This is a genomic window from Photorhabdus aballayi (genome assembly GCF_026153155.1).
In the GTDB taxonomy this organism is placed as follows: Bacteria; Pseudomonadota; Gammaproteobacteria; order Enterobacterales; family Enterobacteriaceae; genus Photorhabdus; species Photorhabdus luminescens.
Genome location: NZ_JAPFCD010000002.1, coordinates 18063 through 41300 on the forward strand (window position 1 = coordinate 18063; position 23238 = coordinate 41300).

A 23238-nucleotide genomic window follows, 5' to 3' on the forward strand; every position below is an offset into this window, starting at 1 on the left:
GCTATAGGCCGTCAATACCTTTTTAATAATCATGAGTTAGTTGCTGATAAAAACAACTGAAACTCAGCTATGTCGCGCGTTCTCAATCCGTAGAAACAAAAACTACGGTTCCGACGATTATATTTCACAACCGTCAGAACCGATTATTTCAAATCACTATTGCAATAACGAAATATCAGCAACTCTCAGGAACAGAGCACGCAATTCACTTAACAGAGTTAAGCGATTCACCCGTACCTGTTGGTCTTCATCCATTACCATCACATTGTCAAAGAAAGCATCGACAATTTCTCGCAAAGATGCCAATTCAACCAACGCTTCCTGATAGCGCCCTTGAGCAAATAAAGGCGCCAATTTATCCTGTAAAGCCACCAGATGTGTTGCCAGTTTCACCTCTTCCGGCGCTTTCAGCGCAGAAACATCTGCTTTCTCGTTCAACGTCTCTTCAGACTTTGCCAGAATATTAGAAACTCGCTTATTCGCGGCTGCCAACGCAGTGGCTTCATCCAATGTACGGAAGTGTGTCACCGCTTTAACGCGGGCATCAAAATCAGCTGGTTGGGTTGGACGACGCGCCAATACCGCCTGAATGGTATCAATGCTGTAGCCTTGCTCCTGATACCAGGCACGGAAACGGCCAAGCATAAACTCAACTACGTCATCTGTAACCTTGGCATTTGTCAGCTTATCGCCATACAAACGAACCGCTTCTTCCGTCAATGCTTGCAAATCCAGCGGCAATTTTTTCTCGACGATAATACGCAGAGCACCTAATGCCGCACGACGCAACGCAAACGGATCTTTATCACCTTTCGGATGCTGACCAATGCCAAAAATACCCGCCAGAGTATCCATTTTGTCAGCAATCGCTAACGCACAAGAAACGCCAGTAGAAGGCAGTTCATCACCAGCAAAACGCGGTTGATACTGCTCATTCAATGCCAGAGCAACATCCTCTGCTTCACCGTCATGACGAGCGTAATGCATTCCCATCACACCTTGGGTATCGGTGAACTCAAATACCATGTTGGTCATCAAATCACATTTGGACAACAAACCAGCACGGATAGCATGATTCACATCAGCGCCGATTTTCTCTGCAATCCAACCGGCCAACGCCTGAATACGATCGGTTTTATCACGCAAAGTACCAAGTTGTTTCTGGAACAAAACCGTCTCCAGACGAGGTAGGTTATCTTCCAGACGCTGCTTACGATCCGTCTTAAAGAAAAATTCTGCATCAGCCAAGCGTGGACGGACTACCTTTTCATTACCAGTAATGATTTGCTGTGGATCAGAAGAGTCAATGTTGGCGACAAAAATAAAATTCGCCATTAACTTGCCAGCATTGTCGTAAACCGGAAAATATTTCTGGTCGCCTTTCATGGTGTAAACCAACGCTTCTGATGGCACTGCAAGGAATTTCTCTTCAAATTTCGCCGTCAGCACAACCGGCCATTCAACCAATGAAGTCACTTCTTCCAGCAGACTGTCACTGATATCAGCAACGCCGCCTAGCTTAACCGCCGCTTGCTCTACATCCTGCTTAATCAGTGTCTTGCGGATTGTATAATCTGCAAGCACTTTACCACGTTGTTGCAAAATCGCCGGATACTGTTCTGCATCATCAATCGTAAACTCAGGTTCACCCATAAAACGGTGACCACGAATGACACGCGCAGATTTAATACCCAGAACCTCGCCTTCAATTAGTTCATTACCAAATAACATGGTAACGGTATGAACTGGGCGAACAAACTGAGTCTCTTTATCGCTCCAGCGCATCAGTTTAGGAATTGGCAACTTATTTAGCGCACTGTTGACCATCGCCGCCAGCAACTCTTTGACACTGCGCCCTTTAACCAGCGCGCGATACAATAACCATTCGCCTTTATCTGTCACTAAGCGTTCAGCCTGAGCCGCCGTGATACCACAACCGCGAGCCCAACCCTCAGCCGCTTTTGTCGGTTTACCCTCAGCATCAAATGCTTGAGCAATCGCCGGACCGCGCTTTTCTACTTCACGATCAGCTTGCGCCTCATCCAGATTAGCAACTTTCAATGCCAGACGGCGTGGCGTTGCAAACCAGCTTACTTCGCCATACGCTAAGTTCGCGTTATCCAACTCCGCCGCAAAATTAGCAGCAAATGCTTCAGCCAATGAACGAAGAGCCTTCGGCGGCAACTCTTCGGTGCCGATTTCCACCAGGAAAGTCTGTTGAGTCATGACAGCCTCTTAGTTCTGATTCTTGTTACACATAGGGAAGCCTAACGCCTCACGGGAGGCATAATAAGCTTCTGCAACCGCTTTGGTCAGGGTGCGAATACGCAGGATATAACGCTGACGTTCAGTCACCGAGATAGCTTTACGAGCATCCAGCAAATTGAATGTATGGCCCGCCTTGAGAATACGTTCATAAGCCGGCAGCGGCAGAGGCGTTTCTAACGCCAGCAGGTCCTGAGCCTCTTTTTCATATTGTTCGAAACAGGTAAACAGGAAATCGACATCCGCATGTTCAAAATTATAGGTGGATTGTTCCACTTCATTTTGGTGATAAATATCGCCATAAGTGGTTCTACCCAACGGGCCATCGCACCAAACCAGATCATAAACACTGTCTACGCCTTGAATATACATTGCCAGACGCTCAAGACCGTAAGTAATCTCACCCGTGACCGGTTTACACTCAAGGCCACCTACTTGTTGGAAGTAAGTAAACTGAGTCACTTCCATCCCATTAAGCCACACTTCCCAACCCAATCCCCAAGCGCCTAACGTTGGGTTTTCCCAGTTATCTTCAACAAAACGGATGTCATGAACCGTTGGGTCTAATCCTAGTTCCTTCAGAGAACCCAGATATAACTCCTGAATATTATCTGGAGATGGTTTAATAATGACTTGAAACTGATAGTAATGTTGTAAACGGTTAGGGTTTTCACCGTAACGGCCATCGGTCGGACGGCGGGAAGGTTGCACATAAGCCGCGGCAATTGGCTCCGGGCCAAGTGCACGCAGGCAAGTTATTGGATGAGAAGTACCCGCACCGACTTCCATGTCCAATGGTTGGACAATGGTACAGCCTTGGCGCGCCCAATAATCCTGCAATGTCAGGATCAGCCCCTGAAAGGTCTTGGTATCAAACTTTTGCATGTTGGATCCGCACGCGATACATATGAATTTGAAAGGAAGTTGGTCAGTATACCCTTTGACCTTAAGATATACAGCCCTGAATTCGCTCTTAATTTCGCCTTGAAATAAAAAAATCTCAATTTGGTTATTTTACTTGTATATCTATACAGTTAAGGTACTGTCAATTCCTAACCACTCATACTGAAAGTAACGACTATGGAATTAACACGCTGCCATTGGGTTACCTCTGACCCGGAATATCTGGCCTACCACGACAATGAATGGGGGAAGCCGCTAAAAGATAGCCAAAAGTTGTTTGAAATGATTTGTCTGGAAGGGCAACAATCTGGGCTATCATGGCTGACTATTCTGAAAAAACGTGAAGGCTATCGTAAATGTTTCCATCAATTTGATCCGGCAAAAATTGCCGTCATGGATGAAAATGATGTAGAACGGCTGATGCTTGATCCCGCTATTATCCGTAACCGCGCCAAAATTAACGCTATTATCAACAATGCGCGCGCCTATCTTAAGATGCAGCAACAAGGAGAAGAATTCAGTACTTTTATCTGGCGCTTCGTCGATAACAAACCCATTATTAATCAATGGGAAACGTTCACAGAGATACCGGTAAAAACAGAGATTTCAGAAGCGTTATCACAAGCGCTGAAAAAGAGGGGGTTCAAATTCATCGGCAGCACCACTTGCTATGCATTTATGCAAGCTACTGGTTTGGTCAATGACCATACAATAAACTGTTTATGTAGAAAATAAATTCAGTGAATTACTATCGCACTTAAGATTAATATGCATAATAAAGCTGGATGTTAACCAAACATTCAGTTCTTTGTTTTAAATGCTAAATTAAACGCAATATTAAATAACCAATAGTCATAATTTTCCAGATTGCACCCCAATAATGCGCGGAGTATGGTGTTATGTCTGTTAATCCAAACAACACACCGACAACGAACGTGGCTATGATTTTTTCTCAATTTGGTAACAAATTCACACAAGATGCAGGCATAACCCGCCTGATGAATGACCTTAATCAAGGGTTGAGGACGCCCGGCGCAATTATGTTAGGCGGCGGCAACCCGGCACATATCCCGGAAATGGATGACTATTTTCAGCAACTACTGACAGAGATGGTCGCCAACGGCCAACTCACTGACACGCTATGCAACTATGATGGGCCTCAAGGAAAGGACACATTGATTCAAGCATTGGCAGAGATGTTGCGCGAAAAATTGGGTTGGGAGATTGGTACACAAAATATTGCCCTGACCAATGGCAGCCAAAGTGCATTCTTCTATCTATTTAACCTGCTGGCTGGACGCAGCGAAGATGGCTCTGTGCGCAAGGTGCTGTTTCCGCTAGCGCCGGAATATATTGGTTATTCTGACTCAGGGCTGGATGAGGGCTTATTTGTCGCCAATAAACCCAATATTGAATTATTGCCAGAAGGCCAATTCAAATATCATGTTGATTTTGACCACCTCAATATTACCGAAGATATTGGCCTGATCTGTGTTTCTCGCCCAACCAACCCAACGGGTAACGTTATCACTGATGAAGAGTTACAACGGTTAGATTATCTGGCTCAACAACACCAGATTCCATTGCTCATCGATAATGCTTACGGCGTGCCATTCCCAGGTATTATTTTTAGCGAAGCTACACCGTTGTGGAATCCCAATATTATTCTGTGTATGAGTTTATCCAAATTAGGGTTGCCGGGTTCACGCTGTGGAATCATTATCGCTAACGATAAAATCATCAATGCCGTCAGTAATATGAATGGCATCATCAGTCTTGCGCCGGGTGGTGTGGGTCCCGCAATGGCATTGGAAATGATCCGCCGTAATGACTTGCTTCGTTTGTCACAGGAAATTATCCGCCCGTTCTATCAACAACGGGTTCAAGATGTGATTCAGATTATCCGTCGTTACCTGCCGGCAGAACTTTGCCTTATCCACAAACCAGAAGGCGCTATTTTTCTGTGGCTGTGGTTCAAAAACCTGCCGATAACCACAGAAACCCTTTATCAAAGACTGAAAAAACGTGGTGTGTTAATGGTTCCAGGTCACTATTTCTTCCCCGGGCTGGAACAAGACTGGCCGCATACCCATGAATGCATGCGTATGAATTATGTTCCTGATCCGGAAAGTATTGCCAAAGGGATTGCGATTCTGGCAGAAGAGATTGAGCGAGCACATCAGCAAGCAGCTTAAAATCACTAAAATAAATAGTAAAAGCCCATCTCCCTAGGAGTTGGTTTAAGGATGACAAAAAAAGCTCCTGCTCGGAAAGGCAGGAGCTAAATGACAACGAGGACTTTACATAATTATTCTCAGAATTTGTAGAATGCTTTGTGCATTAAGAAGAGTGAAAGAAACACTCCCTGTTTACCTACTCTCCTTAAGCAGCCCCTATTCAATCAGAAATTTCTAAATCCAATGCCTTGAATAGACGGGTTTTTATGCGTTTACTGATGGTGAAATGGATTTTAAAGCTGCCTTGTAATCCTGTTCTGTTCTGATTGGTTTAATATTCATAGTTTAGTTTGACTCAACTGTGTTGACGTCTATCGCATCATATTGCTGATGTATTCCAACAAATTTTACATACGACCAGACAATCGGGTAAAAAATGGAAACAATTAAGCGATAGTCGTTACCTTTGATATTAAATAGCTGTTATGTGGTTAAGACCACAAACTATAAGGACTTATCACCCCAGAAAGGAGCACAACACTCTTTAGAACGTTATTATTGGCAGACAAAAGCCAAATTGTTTTAGCCTCAAAAATTACTTAAGTTATAGGCTATTCAAATTATTATGACGACTTACATTATTTTTTATTAATCAAAAAACAGAAAAAAATCCTGTTACATAAAAAATTCACGACTTTTTGATGTCAATGCTATGGTCAACGTTGCGTGACGTGATTATAGTGATTGATGTCAAAACCCTTGGTTAAGGGATTTGGAGAAATTTGGGGAAATAAAGATCACCCAACAAACTCAAGAACGGGCGAACTATTTCAGCGGATTAGCCATACGAGATCGATAGAACCGATGAAGAGTAACAAACTAATTCTATTTTGCGTCATATTAGGATGGCTGTTAATCAGCGGGTGTACCAGCATCATGACACATTCAGGGCCAAGTCGCGGTTATTATCCCGGAGCTAAAGCTAACATTGAAATGTTAAAAGACCAAGAGACAGGTTGGGTAATGAAACCATTACTCGCGATTGATCTGCCTTTTTCCGCGATATTAGATACTCTGTTATTACCTTATGACTATATAAAATCTGACGAAGATCAATCAGCAAGTTCACCAAAAGAGCGAATTGAAAAAATAGAAAAAGCACAACATCAAACCAAAAACAATTAATTGATAATCCGTTCCGGTTTATTTATTGCCACCAGCAGAAAATGAACTGGCGGCAAATATATTTATTTCAATCCGGTTTCCACCAGGAAAATTTGCATATAACCATCGACTTCACGCGTAAATGCAACATAACGGCTATCCGGTGAAATCACAACCGCCTCAGCAGCAGGCGCTTTTTCTGTACGCTTCGTCAAACGTTGCATCTGACCATTTTGTACATCGCATAGCATCACACTGTTATCACAAATAAAAGCAACATACTGACCACGGCTTTCCCAACTAAAAGCAGATTGAATGCCACAATGACTGTACGTTATCTGACGCGGTTCTCCGCCATTTGGCGATATTGTCCATAGTTGGACAATGCCATTGTCATCTTTCATCAGAAAACCAATCTGCTCACCATCCGGTGAGGTCCGCAGCCAGTGACGTGGATTATTCACTATCCCAGGCCAACGCTTATGACTGGTAAATGTCAGACGACGCTGCATGATATTAGCTGGTGGTGCAGGTAACGTTGTTTCCGTACCTTGCAGTGGTTTTTCCCCTGCTATTGCATAATCAGCATCCTGTTCGGGTAAATCAACAATATAGACTTCCGGTACCTTTTCCCCTGTTGCAGAGATAGTATCGCCAATAAATGCCAACGCCCAACGCTGCCAATTTCCATCCGCTTTACGATATCCTGCCTGACCTATCCAGCACTCCTCATAGGCACGGTTAATCTCATCACTATCTGGCTCCGGTTGAGGCGTTGTAGTACTGACGACAACGGAGAAATAGTTACCATCATATTCACGAGGATGTTGTTTAGGCGGTTCAACTGATTTGAGGGGCACAGCAACGGCGATGTTGCGTAAATCCAGCGCTGGATCAAGCTCATGCATAACATGGTCGTTATAAGTAAAACTCAGACGACTACCATCCGGGCTGAATACATGAACATGACTGCCTCCACGCAGCGCTCCCGGCGTATAAGGAGCAGTAATATCCATTGCATCCAACGTAACCGCTTTTCCCGGCGCATCCTCACTGACAATCACGCCCCGCCGATGATGAAAATCATAATGCCATTGCTCATCTGGAAATTCAGGCCCATGAATAAACGCATACCGGACAGGTTCGGTTGGGCTGACTGTCACCACGCCAACATGAGCTTCATCCCTGGCCTGATAGATAATTTCTGTTTTGCCGCTGTGTACATGAATTTTTTCTATCGTTAAACCGGTAAAAGAAGCGCCATGAGGACGAACATCATAAGCTAACCACTGGCTGTCTGGTGTCCAGACATTAATATTGGTAAGCTGGCGACTACGATTATCAAACGTGATTTGCCATTCCTGAAAGGCCATTTTATTATCCTTACATCAGGTTTTTTCGGATAAATAATATTAATCCGAAATAGATGGAACTAAAAAATTTCAGTCGAGACTTTACCACTTCGACAGTACTCTTACTTTTTTATGCTGCGCACATTTTATTATCTATGTTACTAAGTGTTCTTTATATCATTGGGATTACCGCTGAAGCGATGACCGGCGCTTTAGCTGCGGGCCGCCGTAAAATGGATATGTTCGGCGTGATTATTATTGCTTCTGTAACGGCAATTGGCGGCGGCTCCGTTCGAGACATTGTTCTCGGGCACTATCCCCTCGGTTGGGTTGAACACCCTGAATATATCGTCACCGTTGCCTGTGCCGCCGTAATCACCACTTGGGTTGCTCCCATGATGAAGCATTTACGCCGCCTGTTTCTGATCCTTGATGCCATTGGTCTGATTGTCTTCTCCATTATTGGCGCGCAGATTGCGCTGGATATGAACTATAGCCCCATTATTGCTTCCATTGCTGCGGTTATCACCGGTGTTTTCGGTGGCGTGTTACGCGATATGCTGTGTAACACCATTCCATTGGTTTTCCAGAAAGAGATTTATGCCGGCGTCTCTTTTGCCGCCGCTTGGCTATACATCGGGTTACAACACACGCCATTACCGCTGGATGGCATTGTTTTGATTACCCTAATCGTCGGCCTGACAGCAAGATTGGTTGCTATTCGCTACCGCCTTGGATTACCTGTCTTTAATTATGAACATTCCGATCATTGAACTATACCCGTCATCTTTCAAGTTGCCTCTTTGTTGGCTGCACTCACTCACCCCGGTCACATAGTTATCTATGCTCCCGGGGATTCGCTCCCTTGCCGTCGCGATGCATCTTGAAATCCATTGGGTATATACCCACGGGGTTCGGCCCAACCCCGTTTTTCTGGTCAAATCCCTTGATCCCCGCCACTGACAGTTTCTCTGCAATTGCTTTAATCTGCGTGTCATTGACAAAATCAGACAACTTTTTCAATTGCCCGCTAGTGAGTTGCTGCTTTAACTGTGTTCCAGCTAATTCCTGTTCCAGTTGCCGCCAGTGATAAACATCACCGGATAATTTATCCATATAAGGCACTCCAATGCCTTTCATCCAATAGGAAAAAGGTTGATTCTTTGCCTTACTGAATTGTGAATACATAGCCTGTGCCCGTTTATCTCCGATTCCCGGTAAAGCGGCAATATCTTGAACTGAAAGCGTTAACCAACCGGTTAAATCAGTAACTAACTTCTGTTCGGTCAGCATTGCCCAACTACCGCTACTGACACCTGTCATATGCAAATGTTCACCAAGCCATTTCAGCCGGGCATTAAACTGTTGTTCACAACCTGCCGTTAACGTCAGGCAACTCAACGCATGATAACGCTGCTTATCTGGCGGCTGAATATTCTGACGCTCTTTGATCCGCCACACCACCTGATCCAATTTCGGAATACCATGACCCGCAAGCGTAAGAGTCACCCTATCCCCCGGTAACACATCCAACTGTTGCCAACGGCGGACTGAACCAATATTGACTCGGCTAACTTGCCGATCATCCAGTTTTACCTTATCTAGCCCAAGTACAACTGAGATTTTGCCCGTTCTGCCAATAGTAAAACTCACTTCCCTGACTTGTGTAACCTGATGGCGTAAAGGGTGCTTCCATGCCACAGCCCAACTGTTAGAGCCGGGCTGCCACTGTCTTCCTTTGGGTTCAATTTCCTGTTTCAGCACGATACCGTCTGTAGCGAAAGGCATAGGTTGTTCAAAATAATGCGTCCGCAGTTTCTGTACCTGTTCTGGCCTCTCTATTTTATGGCTATAGCGAAGCGCTAATGGAAAACCCATACTCGCCAGTTTCTGCAATTTACTTTCCATATCCACAGGGCCATCCGGCCAGCTCCAGATAAGCACACCGATTTGCTTTAATTCTGGCGAATGATCCTTACGCATCATCAAACCCGCAACACGATTACGAGCGCCATCACTGCCGGACAATTGCTGTCTATGCCCCTCTTTATGCAGAAAAAGCTCGCCTTGCAACACCAGATCAGGTGGAGCATTTTCTATATTTTGGGGAATATCGGGAATATGTCGGCTTTTCGCTGTCCAGTCTACTCCTGCGGAACCATTGCCTCGGCTAATTAATGAAACTAATTTCCCATTCTGATAAACCAGTGTTACCGCCACGCCATCAATCTTTGGCTGTAACCAGACAGGTAATCTGCCGTGCAGCCATCGGTTAATTTCCCGCTCGTCTTTCAGTTTGCTTAATCCGGTATGAGCAACTGGATGAACCAGCTTATTATCGGGAAAAACTTCCACAGGAAAATCTGAATGAGGTGCTTGTTTCAAGCAAAGTTGCCAATGAATTAGCTCCGCCATTAATTGATCATAAACTTCATCATCGATCTCGCTGATCCCTTTCTGACGATAAAGCTGATCCCATTGAGCCATCTGTTGCATCAGACTTTTTGTTTCATGTTGCAATTTGTCCTGCGACCATGCAGGACAATCTTTCTCTGTATTCAATGTTTCAGCCGCAACTATCGGTGTACTGAAAACAATAAACAGAATCAATATCAATAAATTAAGCATCCGTTGCTCCCTTGCTATCCATGTATAACAGCAAAATAGAGGATAAAGAGATGCTATCCAAGGCAGAGATAATAACTTTGCGAAGCGGTTCGAAGAATAACTGCCTGAACCCCCAAAGTAACAGACTTTTTTATATACTGCACAAAACAGATAATTATGGTGAGAACCTGACCCATTTAACTATTTATTGCATTGCAATTAATAATTAAATTCTAAGTCTTTCAAGAAGCAGGATACTTGATCGTTTTTCCGTTACCCATCATACTTATGCGCATACCTTTGCGCATAGGAGTAAACACCATGAATACCGTTACCTCTCCCCGTAACAGCACCAAAAGAAGCACCAAAAGAAGCACCAACGTGTACCTGACGGCTTCACTGGTCGATAAAGCCCATAGTATGGACATGAATCTCTCAGCAACACTAGATATTCTTCTGGCGCAGGCTATAAAAGCTAAACAGGATGAGAGAGAGAAAGAGAAAGAAGATATGCAGGCTATGAACATATTCATGGCGAAAGCTGGAATGCTCACAGACGATGAATTTTTCGGGAGTCTGTAATGCCACAGCAATTTGATGTGTATCGTAATCCATCGGCCAAAACAAACAGGCTTTGGCCGTTTTACCTTATTATCCAGAATGATTATTTTGATGATTTAACAACAAGGATTATTGTTCCTCTGGTATCTAAAAATGACATTAGCCTCAACCAGAAAAGAATCACCCCTCAGGTGGTCATTAATAATAATAGTTATTATATATTTACACCGGCAATAACGTTTCTGGATGCAAAAAAAATCAACAAATCAGATTTTGTATGCAACGTAGCCTCATCCAGAAATGAAATTATCTCAGCCCTCGATGCTATCATAACGAACACCTGAACCCGCAAAGAGAAGAAAGATAACTAGAACCGTCAGACCCCTTCGTGCGGAGAATGTAAAAAATACCCGCTCAATCCGGGCAATTTTTCTCTGTATTCAATGTCTCATTGGCAACTATCGGTGTACTGAAAACAATAAACAGAATCAATATCAATAAATTAAGCATCCGTTGCTCCTTGGCTATCCATGTATAACGGCAAAATAGAGGATAAAGAGATGCTATCCAAGGCAGAGATAATAACTTTGCGAAGCGGTTCGAAGAATAACTGCCTGAAATCCCGAAGCAACAGACTTTTTTATATACTGCACAAAACAGATAATTACAGTGAGAACCTGACTCATTTAACTATTTATTGCATTGCAATTAATAATTAAATGCATATGCTACCCAGAATACTTGCATATAAATAACTCAGGAGAACATTTATGGTCACAGAAACAATTGATCATCCCACACTAAATCGCCTAGTTGAAGCCGGCGCTGTTAACTCGGTACATGTGGTAGGTCATAACGATGGATGGGCTTTGATGGTGAAATATGGCACGGTGGAGCGTCCTCTGGTTGCCCAGCGCAGCCGTCAAGTACGCTTGTTCAAACGACTGGAAACCCTTGTCACCTATCTTAAAGACGTAGGCATTGCACAATTCAATGTAGATGCAGCCAACTATAATCTGGATACACCAACGAAAACGGCCCGTCCAGACCGTGCAGAAGCTCTGAAACGGACGCATAAGGCTGCTGCTTATGATGCATGGTTCCGTAAACAAGTTCAGGCAGCTATTGATGATCCCCACCCCAGCATTCCTCATGAGGAAGCTAAGGCACAGTTTGCAGCCAAAAAAGCGGCCCTACGTAAGGAGATATAATGGAGTTGGAATGGAAGCCAATGGCTTTGGCTGATCGTGAGGCTATTATGGAATATATCGCGCTGGATAATCCGTTTGCTGCAATTAAGCTCGATAATGAATTTGAAGTAACGGCAGAAACGGCCTGCCAACATCCCAATATGTATAAGCCTGGTAGGGTAAAAGGGACACGGGAAGCTGTCGTTCACCCCCATTACGTTATTATCTACCGGGTTCAGGGAAACCTTTTGCAGGTACTCAGACTGTTACATACTGCCCAGCAATGGCCTTAACTATACTATTCACGAGTATATACTCTATGGATTTCAAGATGCATCGATAACCATCCCTGCTGGAGTATCAAACTCCGCATAATAAATTGGTTCACCAGAATTGAGGTGAGCACACGCCTCTGAACCATCGTCATTTGCCAATTGAGCATCGAAAATGGTCATAAAAGTTTGCTCTTGCGCCGGTGACATTTCATCTAAATTTTGCAGTTCAAGCCTCATCACTGTACCCCCTGTAATTTGCACCACAAACTTATGACAGAATAAAATTAACTTAATGATATTAAGGCAATAACTGTTGATAAATTATACACCATAGAATGCAGTGTAAATTCCATTCTTACCCCGGACAACCTCTTTTTTATTCATTACTTTATTTTTCTTACACTATTTCTAACACATTCATCTAGTTACAGGTTAGTGATAGAAAGATCATAGCCCCTGAATATATCACCATGTAAAAAATACCCGCTCAATCAGGGTAACTTTTCCCTGTGTCTAATGTTTCAGCCGCAACTCTCGGTGTACTGAAAACAATAAACAGAATCAATATCAATAAATTAAGCATCCGTTGCTCCTTGGGCTATCCATGCATAACGGCAAAATAGAGGATAAAAAGATGCTATCCAAGGCAGAGATAATAACTTTGCGAAGCGGTTCGAAGAATAACTAACTGAAATCCCAAGGTAATGGACTTTTTTATATACTGCATAGAGTAGATATCATGGTGAAAACCTGATGTATTTAATATTTGGTTCAGAGCTGCTATCAACAATCTCCGCCACTCGGGTTTTCATCGAAAACAGAGGTTTGACAACTTACAAACTTATCATATAAGATAAGCTTAAGGGCAATATTGAATATGAACTGGAACATTGAGTTCTATGATGGTGTCGAGGGTGTGATCCTAGATATGCCACCCGGAATTCAGGCACGTATGCTAAAACTGCTTGAGCTCATTGAAGAATATGGCGCTAATCTTGGAGAGCCACACACTAAGCCAATGGGAAAAGGCCTATTCGAGATTCGAGCCAAAGCGCAAGAAGGTATTGGACGCGGATTGTTTTGCTATACCCTATGGATTTCAAGATGCATCGCGACGGCAAGGGAGTGAATCCCCGGGAGCATAGCAAACTATGTGACCGGGGTAAGCGAGTGCAGCCAACAAAGAGGCAACTTGAAAGATGACGGGTATATCTACAAGGTCCAAATATCATTGTCCTTCATGCATTTATTAAGAAAAACCAGAAGATATCTAAAAAGGATCTTAATCTCGCTTATGAACGAATGAAAGAGGTTACAAAATGAGTAGCTTAAAGTCTCTAAAATCCAAAGCATTAGCTAACCCAGATGTAAAAGCTGAGTATGATGCGCTAGAGCCAGAATTCGAACTAATTAATACTCTATTACGCATGCGGCATGCTGCTGGTTTAACTCAAAATCAAGTTGCACAGCGTATGGGAACAAAAGAAGCGAATATTTCCAGGCTTGAAAAAGGAAATGGAAACCCAACACTTAAGACACTATTGAACTACGCCAAAGCTTGCAATTGTGAACTGCATTTTGGCTTCAAAACAACTTAATCCAAACGATATGAAAAACATCTTCGGGGGTTTTTCATATTTGTTTTCTTTTGTAGCAGCCTTGCGGGTAAACAACGGAGAGTTAGTAGGAAAAGCCTCGATACCAAAGCATATAACGATACGATTAGTTAATTTACTAAGTAATATTTTGTTATTACGAAATATTAATCAATGATTTAACCAAATATAATGACTCAGCCTATCACATATTAATTTTTAATTTCATCGCCCTCTGTCATTACCAAAATAAACCTTCAAATAAATATAAAAATAAAATAACTCTACCAAACAATTTAGAAAACAAATACCAAAAACCTCAAAATAACCGGCAATTTCATAAACAAAGTAGAACGAATATTACGGCAACCACTCTGGTAATTTTTACTCTTTTTTTTACAATTAATACTTAGTAAAGTAAGTTACATATTCATGTATTAATCAATAGCCATAAAGATGTACATTTCCTCTAAATTACGTCGTTCAAGCCTCATAATTTTAACCTTCATCACTTATCGATAAAAAATAATCCAAAACCAACTACCAAAAAATCAATTTAGTATTAACCTATAGTTATCAGCCGATAAATTTTCCTATTATCTTATTCATCAAAGAACGGTTTGTATTAAATTGCAGTAGAAATTCAGCTTAACCCACAAAGGATAGGTTTTATGGCATAGATTCCCTTGTGGGTAATGCAGGTAAAAAGGTCAATCCGATATCACCATCATTAGGAGAATAATATGAATCAAAATAACGATCCCTCACCAAACATGGATACTGGCGGTAATCCTACAAAACAATATTGGCAACCAAACAGGAGTAGTCACGCTGATGATAATATGCCTATCGCTTCTACCAGAGGGGCAACCGCCATGTTATTGCCAAATGGCAGAGTGATAGCTTGGGGAAATGACCCCAGTAGTCAGATCCCACCCGACATTGCCCAATTACGGGATATCGTTAGCCTAAGTGCAACAGATGATGCTTTCGCGGCTCTACGGAAAAACTGGAGCGTGGTCGCTTGGGGAAACAACAACGAAGGTAACGGTGGTCAACTCCCGCCAGAAATTGCCCAATTACAAGATATCGTCAGTCTGTACACAACATCGAAGGCTTTCGCGGCCCTACGGGCAGATCGCAGTGTCGTCGTCTGGGGAGGTAGTGACATCAAAACCCCACCCGAAATTGCCGCATTGCAAGATATTGTCAGTATCAGCACAACAGAAACCGCATTTGCCGCCCTACGGGTAAACGGCAGCGTCGTTGCCTGGGGACATGGCAATTATCAAGGCAATCAAGTCCCACTCGGGATAGCTCGGTTACAAGATATCGTTAGCCTAAATGCATCAAGAAACTCATTTACCGTACTGCGGGCCGATGGTCAGAGAGTTGGCTGGGGTTCGGCTAATGATAATAAATTACATTACGAATACGACTATTAATTAATCCATTAAGCAGAGGTTTTACGGTACAGATTCCCTGCGGGTAAGGTCAATCCGATATAACCTTATTAGGAGAATAATATGAACCCAGATAACGAGTTCTCACCAAACAAACTATACCAGCAATCTGGAGGTGGGATATGTAGTCACTTTGACAACAAATCCTCCATCGCCTCAACTTACACTGCGAGCGCCATGCTATTAACAAACGGCAGAATAGTCGCTTGGGGAGAGGAGAGCTGTGGAGGCGCTATACCGCCAGAAATTGCCCAATTACAGGATATCGTCAGCCTGAGATCAACAGGTTACGCATTTGCAGCCCTGCGGGCAGACCGTAGCGTGGTTGCTTGGGGAGATGATCAGTATGGCGGCAATTTACCACCAGAAATTGCTAAATTACATGATATTGTCAGCCTGAGTTCAACAAATTGCGCATTCGCAGCCTTGCGGGCAAACGGTAGTGTAGTCGCTTGGGGAGGTCATACAGGTTGCGCATATGGCGGCAAATTACCAGCAGAAATCGCTAAATTAAAGGACATTATAAGCATAAGTTCAATACATAGCATTTCGGATAGTGTCTGTGCAGCCTGGTGGCCAGACCGTGATCAATTCGGTTGCGGAGATTACGACAGCCATGGCAACCGTGGCGGGCGCAAAATGAATTCAATATATAACTTTACAAATGATACCTTTACCGCCCTTAGGGCAAACGGCAAGGTGGTCTCTTGGGGAAAAGTCCCTGTTCCGTCAGATATTAGCAAGCTAGAGGATATTATCAGTCTCAGTTCAATAAATAATATTTTTATCGCCCGGCGAGCAGACCTCAGCGTAGTCACCTGGCCCGGGTATCCCATACCTCCTGAAATTGCAAATTGGCAGGATATTATCCACCTGGATGTAACAATCTATGCTGTAGCCGCCCTGCGGGCAAACGGTAGCGTGGTCGCTTGGGGGCATCAAAACTATGGCGGCCAAGTCCCACCAGAAATTGCCGCATTACGGGATATTGTCAGCTTAAGTGCAACAAATGGCGCTTGCGCCGCTTTGCGTACCGATCGCAGTGTCGTCGCCTGGGGGGACCCGGGCTCTGGTGGTCAGGTTCCACCCGCAATTGCCATATTAAAAGATATCGTCAGCCTATATTCATCAAGGAACACATTTATAGCTCTACGGGCAGACCGCAGTGTGGTCTCCTGGGGTCTTATTAGAGTCCCACCCGAGATTGCCAAATTAAAAGATATCGTCAGCTTGAAAACTACTGATCTTGATGCTTCCGCGAATCAAGGTAATTATGCTTTCGCGGCTCTACGGGCAAATGGTAGCGTGGTCTCTTGGGGGTCCAAAGAACTTAATATCCAGATACCACCTGGAATAGCCCAACTACAAGATATCATCAGCCTAAGTTCATCAAGCAGCGCATTCGCCGTCTTACGGGCGAATGGCCAAAGATTAGCCTGGGATCTTTTGGATAGGGGGGATAATATAGTACATAGCGAATATGATGATTAGCTGATTGGTATTATGAATGACTAAAAAACAATAAGACCAAGGCTGAGCCACAATACCTCGGTTCAGCCTATCGCTTATCCCACTTTAAATATCATCTCACCTACCCGCTGTTATTAGCAAAATCAGCTTGCAAGTAAAGATTAAAAAACAATAACTTTACGAAACAGTTCAAAAAATAAATATTAAAAACCTTAAAATAACTAAGTTTTTATAAACCATACAGAGCGAAAATTACGACAACAACCTAACAACCTTTTATTTCCTACCTGACAATTAATTGTTAGTTAATTAAGTTACTCATTCAAGCAATAATAGCCATAAAGATGTATATCCCCTCTAAATTATTCTGCCTAAATCTCATTATTATTACTCTTATCATTTACCTGTAAAAATGACATTAAAAACCACCATCAACAATCAACCTTAGCGTTAACCAATAGTTATAGACTGATAATCTTTTATTATCACATTCTGTTAACTTTTTGCTTTTTCTATTATCTTTTTTTTAAAGAATTGCTAAACTTATTTATGTCTTATTAGCCGCAATAGAAAATCAGCGTAATCCGCAAGGGATTAAGCTTTACGGTATAATCTCCCTTGTGGGTAAAAAAGGTCAATCCAATACCACCTTAAATTTAGGAGGGTAATATGAATCAAGACAATTTCTCCTCAAACATAAGTGCCAGCAATACTCTTATATAAATGCAATCTGTAATGATGGCCTGCACGGATAACCCGATGCAGAAAATAATCATCTAAATTAAGGAGCGCCCTTAAAAGGCCAAGGCAATCTGGCCGGAATAGGGTTATCACAAAGAATGAAAATTTTTAATATGCCAACCGGGGAGCAATCCCCGTCAGAATATCCGATGAATACTGAAAAAACGTTCATCAATAGAATAAAGCAGGGTGTTGGCCGAATAGCGGTTCGCTATCGCCGGTGGCCGGCATGGGTGATGTGCGTATCTATCGGGGCGCTTTTTTTCACCTCGGTATTAGCTGCTACTGAATACCCCAGTAAACCAACACCAGACCTAGGGTACCCCGCGACTCCCCCCTGGGACGCAGAATACATATTCAAATCTCTCGGGCAGCCAATCATCAATGGGAAAGACAACAAGGTCTCCATCACCTCTACTTACACCGCAACCGCCATGTTATTAACAAATGGCAGAATGGTCGCCTGGGGAGATGAGGGCGGCGGCGGCTCTATACCGCCAGAAATTGCCAAATTACAGGATATCGTCAGCCTGAGTTCAACAGGCTATGCATTCGCAGCCCTGCGGGCAGACCGTAGCGTGGTCGCTTGGGGAGATGAGAGGTATGGCGGCACTCTTCCAGAAGAAATTGCTAAATTACAGGATATTGTCAGCCTGAGTTCAACGAATTATGCTTTCTCTGCCCTACGGGCAGACGGTAGTGTAGTCGCTTGGGGAGATCAGAAATATGGCGGCAAATTACCAGCAGAAATTGCTGAATTAAAGGACATTATAAGCATAAATTCAATACATAACCTTTCGGATCATGTCTGTGCAGCCTGGTGGCCAGACCATAATCAATACTCTTGCGGAGATGACAACCGTGGCAAGTACAAAATGAATATACTATATAGCTTCACAAATGATACCTTTACCGCCCTTAGGGCAAACGGCAGCGTGGTTTCTTGGGGAAAAGTCCGAGTTCCGCCCGATATTGCCAAATTACAGGATATTATCAGTCTGAGTGTAATAAATAATACTTTCATCGCCCGGCGAGCAGACCTCACAGTAGTCACCTGGCCCGGATATTCGATACCTCCTGAAATTGCAAAATGGCAAGATATTACCAACCTAAGTATAACAACTTATGCTTTAGCCGCCCTGCGGGCAAACCGCAGCGTAGTCGCTTGGGGACATCAAGACTATGGCGGCCAAGTCCCACCAGAAATCGCCTCATTACGGGATATTATCAGTCTAAGTGCGACAAATGGCGCTTTCGCCGCTTTACGTACAGATCGCAGTGTCGTCGCCTGGGGGGAGCCAAGCTCTGGTGGTCAGATTCCACCCGAAATTGCCGCATTAAAAGATATTGTCAGCCTATACTCATCAAGAACCACATTCATAGCCCTACGGGCAGACCGCAGTGTGGTCTCCTGGGGTACTATCAGTGTCCCTCCTGAGATTGCCAAATTAAAGGATATCGTCAGCCTGAGTACAACTGATCTTGATGATTCCTCACGAGGTCATTATGCTTTCGCAGCTCTACGAGCAAATCGTAGCGTGGTCGCTTGGGGGTTCAAAGAGCTTAATATCCAGATACCACCTGGAATAACCCAACTACAAGATATCATCAGCCTAAGTGCATCCAGCAGCGCATTCACCGTCTTACGGGCAAATGGTCAAAGATTAGCCTGGGATCTGTTGGATATGGGAGACAATATAGTACATAGCGAATATGATGATTGATCCCTTGTTATTATGAATGACTAAAAAACACGAAAACCAAGGCTGAGCCATAATTCCTCGGTTCAGCCTATCGTTTATTCCATTTAAAATATCAACTTACCTACCCCCTGTTATTACCAATATCAACTTTCAAATCACGTTCAAAAGACAATAACTTTATGAAATAGTTTGAAAAATAAATATTAAAAATCTCAAAATAACTAATTCTTTATAAACCATATAGAGCGAAAATTACGACAACAACTTAACAATCTTTTATTTCCTGCCTGACAATTAATTGTTAGTTAATCAAGTTACTCATTCAAGCAATAATAGCCATAAAGATGTATATCTCCTCTAAATTCCTCTGCCTAAATCTCATTATTATTACTCTTATCATTTATCTGTAAAAATGACCTTAAAAACCACCATCAACAATCAACTTTAGCGTTAACCAATAGTTATCGACTGATAATCTTTTATTATCACATTCTGTTAATTTTTTGCTTTTTCTATTATCTTTTTTTTAAAGAATTGCTAAACTTATTTATGTCTTATTAGCCGCAATAGAAAATCAGCGTAATCCGCAAGGGATTAAGCTTTACGGTATAAGCTCCCTTGTGGGTAAAAAAGGTCAATCCAATACCACCTTAAATTTAGGAGCATAATATGAATCCAGACGATTTCTCCTCAAACATAAGTGCCAGCAATACTCTTATATGAATGCAACCTGTAATAACAGCCTGCACGGGTAACCCGATGCAGAAAATAATCATCTAAATTAAGGAGCGCCCTTAAAAGGCCAAAGCAATCTGGCCGGAATAGGGTTATCACAAAGAATGAAAATTTCTAACCTGCCAACCGGGGAACACTCCCCGTCAGAATATTCGATGAATACTGCAAAAAAGTTCATCAATAGAGTAAAGCAGAATGTTACCCAAATAGCGGCTCGCTATCGCCGGTGGCCGGCATGGGTAATGTGCGCGTCTATCGGGGCGTTCTTTTCCACCTCGGTATTGGCCGCTACTAAATGCCCTAAAGTACCAATACAAGACCTAGGGTACCCTGCTTCCCCGCCCTGGAGCCCAGTATCCATATTCAAATCTCTCGGGCAGCCAATAATCAATGGGAAAGACAACCAAGGTAAGCCAGTTCATTACCCTGCAAGGGGGTACACTAACTTAACAATTGCCTTTCTACAAGTAGTCGATCATGAGTTTCCAACGCCGACAGGCGATTTAAAGTTAAAAGACGGCCTGTTTTGGGTTAGCGCCCCAAACGGAATCTTCAAGGTTCCACATGTGGTCACAGGTAAGTATACCTGTAAGATGACTGCCAAGCTTAAAAATGGAACGGCAGGGAAAGCCACAACCACCCTCGAGACAGATGCTGTCGTTGCAAATCATCTAATCCACAGGTTTCAAGGAGACAAAAATGTTCTGGAATCTAGCGTGACAGATCTGGTTTACATAGCAACCTGCAAAGGGACCAGATTTTCATGGGAGCGTAAAACCGAAGAGAAATTTGAATGGGAAAGTGTGTGGGACAACCCAGCACTGTCAATTAAAATGCAAGACCTTTGCAATTGGGTTCATGATGTTGCTTTCTGGACGCCACCAGACGACAATCCAAATGATCGGTTTAAAGACCCGGCGGTCCTGAGGCCGATGAGTGCGGAAAGTGCTGACTTGAAGAAGTCAGATGCCAATGCTACCCCAGATAATCTATCCGGGACGAAAAGAGCGGATAGCGGCAATAAATAAAAATCGTTAACAGAACAGCCGGGGAACAATCCCCGGTTGAGTGCGCAATAGTTGTTATTAGGAGTGACTAAAAAACACGAAAATCAAGGCTAAACCATAATACCCGGTTCAACCCATCGCTTATTCCGTTTTAAATATCAACTCACCCGCCCGCTGTTATTACTAAAATCAACTGCCAAATAAATCTCAAAAGACAATAACTTTACGAAATAGTTTGAAAAATAAATATTAAAAATCTCAAAATAACTAAGTTTTTATAAGCCACATAGAGCGGATATTACGAAAACAACTTAACAACCCCCTATTTCTTTTCTTACAATTAATTGTTAGTTAATTAAGTTACTCATTCAAGTAATAATAGCCAAAAATATGTATATCCCCTCTAAATTCTCCCGCCTAAATCTCATTATTGTCACTCTTATCATCTACCTATGGGAAATGTTCTTAAAACAATCAACTTTAGCGTTAACCTATAGTTATCGGCTGATAACTTTTCGTTATCACATTTTTTTAATATTTTTATATTTCTATTATCTTTTTCTTAAAGAGTTGCTAAACTTATTTATGTCTTAATTAGTCGCAATAGAAAATCAGCGTAATCCGCAAGGGATTCAGTTCTACGGTATAAGCTCCTCTGTGGGTAAAAAAGGTCAATCCAATACCACCTTAAATTTAGGAGGGTAATATGAATCAAGACGATTTCTCCTCAAACATAAGTGCCAGCAATACCCTTATATGAATGCAATCTGTAATAACGGCCTGCACGGGTAATCCGATGCAGAAAATAATCATTTAAAGAAGGAGGACCCTTAAAAGGCCAATGCAATCTGGCCGGGACAGGGTTATCACAGAGAATGAAAATTTTTAATATGCCAATCGGGGAACACTCCCCGTCAGAGTATCCGATGAATACTGAAAAAACGTTCATCAATAGAGTGAAGCAGAATGTTGGTCGAAATCGCCGGTGGTCGGCATGGGTGATGTGCGCGTCTATCGGGGCGCTGTTTTCCACCTCAGTATTGGCCGCTACTGAATGCCCCAAGAAACCAACACCAGACCTAGGGTACCCTGCTACTCCCTCCTGGGATGCAAGATACATATTCAAAACTCTCGGGCAACCAGTCATCAATGGGAAAGACAACCAAGGTAAGCCGGTTCATTACCCAGCAAGGGGGTCCACTAACTTAACAATTGCCTTTCCACAAGTAGTCGATCATGATTTTCCAACGCCGACCGGCGATTTGATGTTAAAAGACGCCATGTTTTGGGTTAGAGCACAAAACAGAATCTTCAGGGTTCCACATGTGGTAACAGGTATGTATCACTGTAAGATGGTTGCCAAGCGTAAAGATGGAGCGCCTGGCGAAGCCACAGCAAACCTTTATACGGATGCTATCGTTCCGAATCGTGATATCTACTGGTTCAAGGGAGACCAAAACGTCATGGAATCTAGCGTGACAGACCTGGTTTACACAGCAACCTGCAAAGGGGCTGGATTTTCATGGGAACGTAAACCCGACGAGAAATTTGAATGGGAAAGTAAGTGGGAAAACGGAGTGCCGTCAATTGAGATGCAAGACAACTGCCATTGGATTCATAATGTCGCTTTCTGGACGCCGCCAGACGATAATCCAAATGATAAGTTTAAAGACCCGGCTGTCCTGAGGCCGACGAGTGAGGAAAATGCTAACTCGAAGAAGCCAGTCCCCCATGATAACCCAGATAATCACCCCTGGAAGAGAAAAGCGGATAGCAATAATCAATAAAGATCATTAATAGCACAGCCGGGGAGCAATCCCCGGTTGAATATCCAAGCAATACAGATAATAGACCGAGTTATCATTCATCTTATTTGCTATTAATCTGAAATATCAGAATATTTAATTCCAGTTATTATACTGATTTGCTAATAAAAATTAAAAACGATAACTCAAAACTTCAAATGAGAAATCAACACCAATATCGTTCACACTTAATCATATTATCCGCTTACTTGTTCACGTTACTCT

The 23238-nt window shown here is 42.9% G+C and carries 23 protein-coding genes and 1 pseudogene; 16 read left to right on the top strand and 8 right to left on the bottom strand.

All coding sequences use genetic code 11. From position 1 onward, the window contains the following. Nucleotides 1-156: 156 nt before the first annotated feature. Nucleotides 157-2226 carry a glycine--tRNA ligase subunit beta gene (gene glyS / locus OO184_RS01390; RefSeq protein ID WP_265377674.1) on the bottom strand — a complete coding sequence of 690 codons (2070 nt, stop codon included), beginning with the start codon at nt 2224-2226 and terminating at the stop codon, nt 157-159. 9 nt (nt 2227-2235) lie between these two features. Further along, entirely contained in the window at nt 2236-3150 is a 915-nt protein-coding gene (gene glyQ, locus OO184_RS01395) for a glycine--tRNA ligase subunit alpha (protein WP_049584050.1), read from the bottom strand. A gap of 195 nt (nt 3151-3345) precedes the next feature. Here glyQ and OO184_RS01400 point away from each other — a divergent pair, with 195 nt between their 5' ends. Both OO184_RS01400 and OO184_RS01405 read left to right on the top strand, forming a co-directional pair. Next, on the top strand, nt 3346-3903 hold the full coding sequence (locus OO184_RS01400; protein WP_265377675.1) for a DNA-3-methyladenine glycosylase I: 558 nt from the start codon (nt 3346-3348) through the stop codon (nt 3901-3903). Nucleotides 3904-4109: 206 nt separating this feature from the next. Then, the gene (locus tag OO184_RS01405) at nt 4110-5363 is read left to right on the top strand and encodes a valine--pyruvate transaminase (RefSeq protein ID WP_088374987.1); all 1254 of its coding nucleotides are present in this window, start codon (nt 4110-4112) and stop codon (nt 5361-5363) included. A 327-nt stretch (nt 5364-5690) separates the two neighbouring features. Here OO184_RS01405 and OO184_RS01410 read toward each other — a convergent pair whose 3' ends face one another. Further along, nucleotides 5691-5816, bottom strand: coding sequence for a type II toxin-antitoxin system HigB family toxin (locus OO184_RS01410; protein WP_312023675.1), 126 nt, complete (start codon nt 5814-5816; stop codon nt 5691-5693). Nucleotides 5817-6209: 393 nt separating this feature from the next. Between OO184_RS01410 and OO184_RS01415 the strand changes: the two genes are divergently transcribed. Continuing rightward, complete coding sequence (locus OO184_RS01415; protein WP_265377824.1) at nt 6210-6530, top strand: YceK/YidQ family lipoprotein; 321 nt, start codon at nt 6210-6212, stop codon at nt 6528-6530. 62 nt (nt 6531-6592) lie between these two features. Here the strand turns inward: OO184_RS01415 and OO184_RS01420 are convergent, their stop codons facing one another. Further along, on the bottom strand, nt 6593-7882 hold the full coding sequence (locus OO184_RS01420; RefSeq protein ID WP_265377676.1) for a YidR family protein: 1290 nt from the start codon (nt 7880-7882) through the stop codon (nt 6593-6595). Nucleotides 7883-8016: 134 nt separating this feature from the next. Here OO184_RS01420 and OO184_RS01425 point away from each other — a divergent pair, with 134 nt between their 5' ends. Then, complete coding sequence (locus OO184_RS01425) at nt 8017-8634, top strand: trimeric intracellular cation channel family protein (protein WP_049584163.1); 618 nt, start codon at nt 8017-8019, stop codon at nt 8632-8634. Between the two features lie 64 nt (nt 8635-8698). Here the strand turns inward: OO184_RS01425 and ligB are convergent, their stop codons facing one another. Then, a complete protein-coding gene (ligB, locus tag OO184_RS01430) occupies nt 8699-10489 on the bottom strand; it encodes an NAD-dependent DNA ligase LigB (protein ID WP_265377677.1) in 1791 nt (596 codons plus the stop codon). Nucleotides 10490-10789: 300 nt separating this feature from the next. Between ligB and OO184_RS01435 the strand changes: the two genes are divergently transcribed. The 4 genes from OO184_RS01435 (at nt 10790) to OO184_RS01450 (ending at nt 12512) form a co-directional block, all read left to right on the top strand. Beyond that, on the top strand, nt 10790-11050 hold the full coding sequence (locus OO184_RS01435) for a type II toxin-antitoxin system CcdA family antitoxin (protein WP_265377678.1): 261 nt from the start codon (nt 10790-10792) through the stop codon (nt 11048-11050). Next, nucleotides 11050-11373 carry a CcdB family protein gene (locus OO184_RS01440; protein ID WP_012776412.1) on the top strand — a complete coding sequence of 108 codons (324 nt, stop codon included), beginning with the start codon at nt 11050-11052 and terminating at the stop codon, nt 11371-11373. The genes OO184_RS01435 and OO184_RS01440 overlap by 1 nt, the downstream gene beginning before the upstream one ends. A 426-nt stretch (nt 11374-11799) precedes the next feature. Beyond that, complete coding sequence (locus OO184_RS01445; protein WP_265377679.1) at nt 11800-12240, top strand: antitoxin PaaA2 family protein; 441 nt, start codon at nt 11800-11802, stop codon at nt 12238-12240. Then, entirely contained in the window at nt 12240-12512 is a 273-nt protein-coding gene (locus tag OO184_RS01450; RefSeq protein WP_265377680.1) for a type II toxin-antitoxin system RelE/ParE family toxin, read from the top strand. Before OO184_RS01445 ends, OO184_RS01450 begins: the two co-directional genes overlap by 1 nt. Before the next feature lie 33 nt (nt 12513-12545). Here OO184_RS01450 and OO184_RS01455 read toward each other — a convergent pair whose 3' ends face one another. Beyond that, nucleotides 12546-12731, bottom strand: a complete 186-nt coding sequence (locus OO184_RS01455; RefSeq protein ID WP_132346368.1) for a hypothetical protein — start codon at nt 12729-12731, stop codon at nt 12546-12548. A gap of 691 nt (nt 12732-13422) precedes the next feature. On the opposite strand from OO184_RS01455, the gene OO184_RS01460 reads away from it, so the two are divergent. The 6 genes and pseudogenes from OO184_RS01460 to OO184_RS01485 all read left to right on the top strand — a co-directional run bounded on the left by OO184_RS01460 (nt 13423) and on the right by OO184_RS01485 (nt 19487). Next, nucleotides 13423-13623, top strand: coding sequence for a type II toxin-antitoxin system RelE/ParE family toxin (locus tag OO184_RS01460; protein ID WP_265377681.1), 201 nt, complete (start codon nt 13423-13425; stop codon nt 13621-13623). A 95-nt stretch (nt 13624-13718) separates the two neighbouring features. Beyond that, nucleotides 13719-13817: pseudogene (locus OO184_RS01465) on the top strand (type II toxin-antitoxin system RelE/ParE family toxin); the annotation flags it as partial. Next, nucleotides 13814-14092: a helix-turn-helix domain-containing protein gene (locus tag OO184_RS01470; RefSeq protein ID WP_049584046.1), complete on the top strand. Its 279-nt coding sequence runs from the start codon at nt 13814-13816 to the stop codon at nt 14090-14092. The pseudogene OO184_RS01465 and the gene OO184_RS01470, both read left to right, overlap by 4 nt. Nucleotides 14093-14832: 740 nt before the next feature. Continuing rightward, nucleotides 14833-15534, top strand: coding sequence for an RCC1 domain-containing protein (locus OO184_RS01475; RefSeq protein WP_051560783.1), 702 nt, complete (start codon nt 14833-14835; stop codon nt 15532-15534). Between the two features lie 81 nt (nt 15535-15615). Continuing rightward, complete coding sequence (locus tag OO184_RS01480) at nt 15616-17043, top strand: RCC1 domain-containing protein (protein ID WP_265377682.1); 1428 nt, start codon at nt 15616-15618, stop codon at nt 17041-17043. 818 nt (nt 17044-17861) lie between these two features. Next, entirely contained in the window at nt 17862-19487 is a 1626-nt protein-coding gene (locus OO184_RS01485; protein WP_265377683.1) for an RCC1 domain-containing protein, read from the top strand. Between the two features lie 931 nt (nt 19488-20418). Here OO184_RS01485 and OO184_RS01490 read toward each other — a convergent pair. Then, on the bottom strand, nt 20419-20562 hold the full coding sequence (locus OO184_RS01490) for a hypothetical protein (RefSeq protein ID WP_265377684.1): 144 nt from the start codon (nt 20560-20562) through the stop codon (nt 20419-20421). A gap of 205 nt (nt 20563-20767) precedes the next feature. Here OO184_RS01490 and OO184_RS01495 point away from each other — a divergent pair, with 205 nt between their 5' ends. Beyond that, complete coding sequence (locus OO184_RS01495) at nt 20768-21229, top strand: hypothetical protein (protein WP_265377685.1); 462 nt, start codon at nt 20768-20770, stop codon at nt 21227-21229. 706 nt (nt 21230-21935) lie between these two features. On the opposite strand, the gene OO184_RS01500 is transcribed toward OO184_RS01495, so the two are convergent. Further along, on the bottom strand, nt 21936-22328 hold the full coding sequence (locus tag OO184_RS01500) for a hypothetical protein (protein WP_265377686.1): 393 nt from the start codon (nt 22326-22328) through the stop codon (nt 21936-21938). 217 nt (nt 22329-22545) lie between these two features. Between OO184_RS01500 and OO184_RS01505 the strand changes: the two genes are divergently transcribed. After that, entirely contained in the window at nt 22546-22995 is a 450-nt protein-coding gene (locus OO184_RS01505; protein WP_265377687.1) for a hypothetical protein, read from the top strand. Nucleotides 22996-23238: the final 243 nt, after the last annotated feature.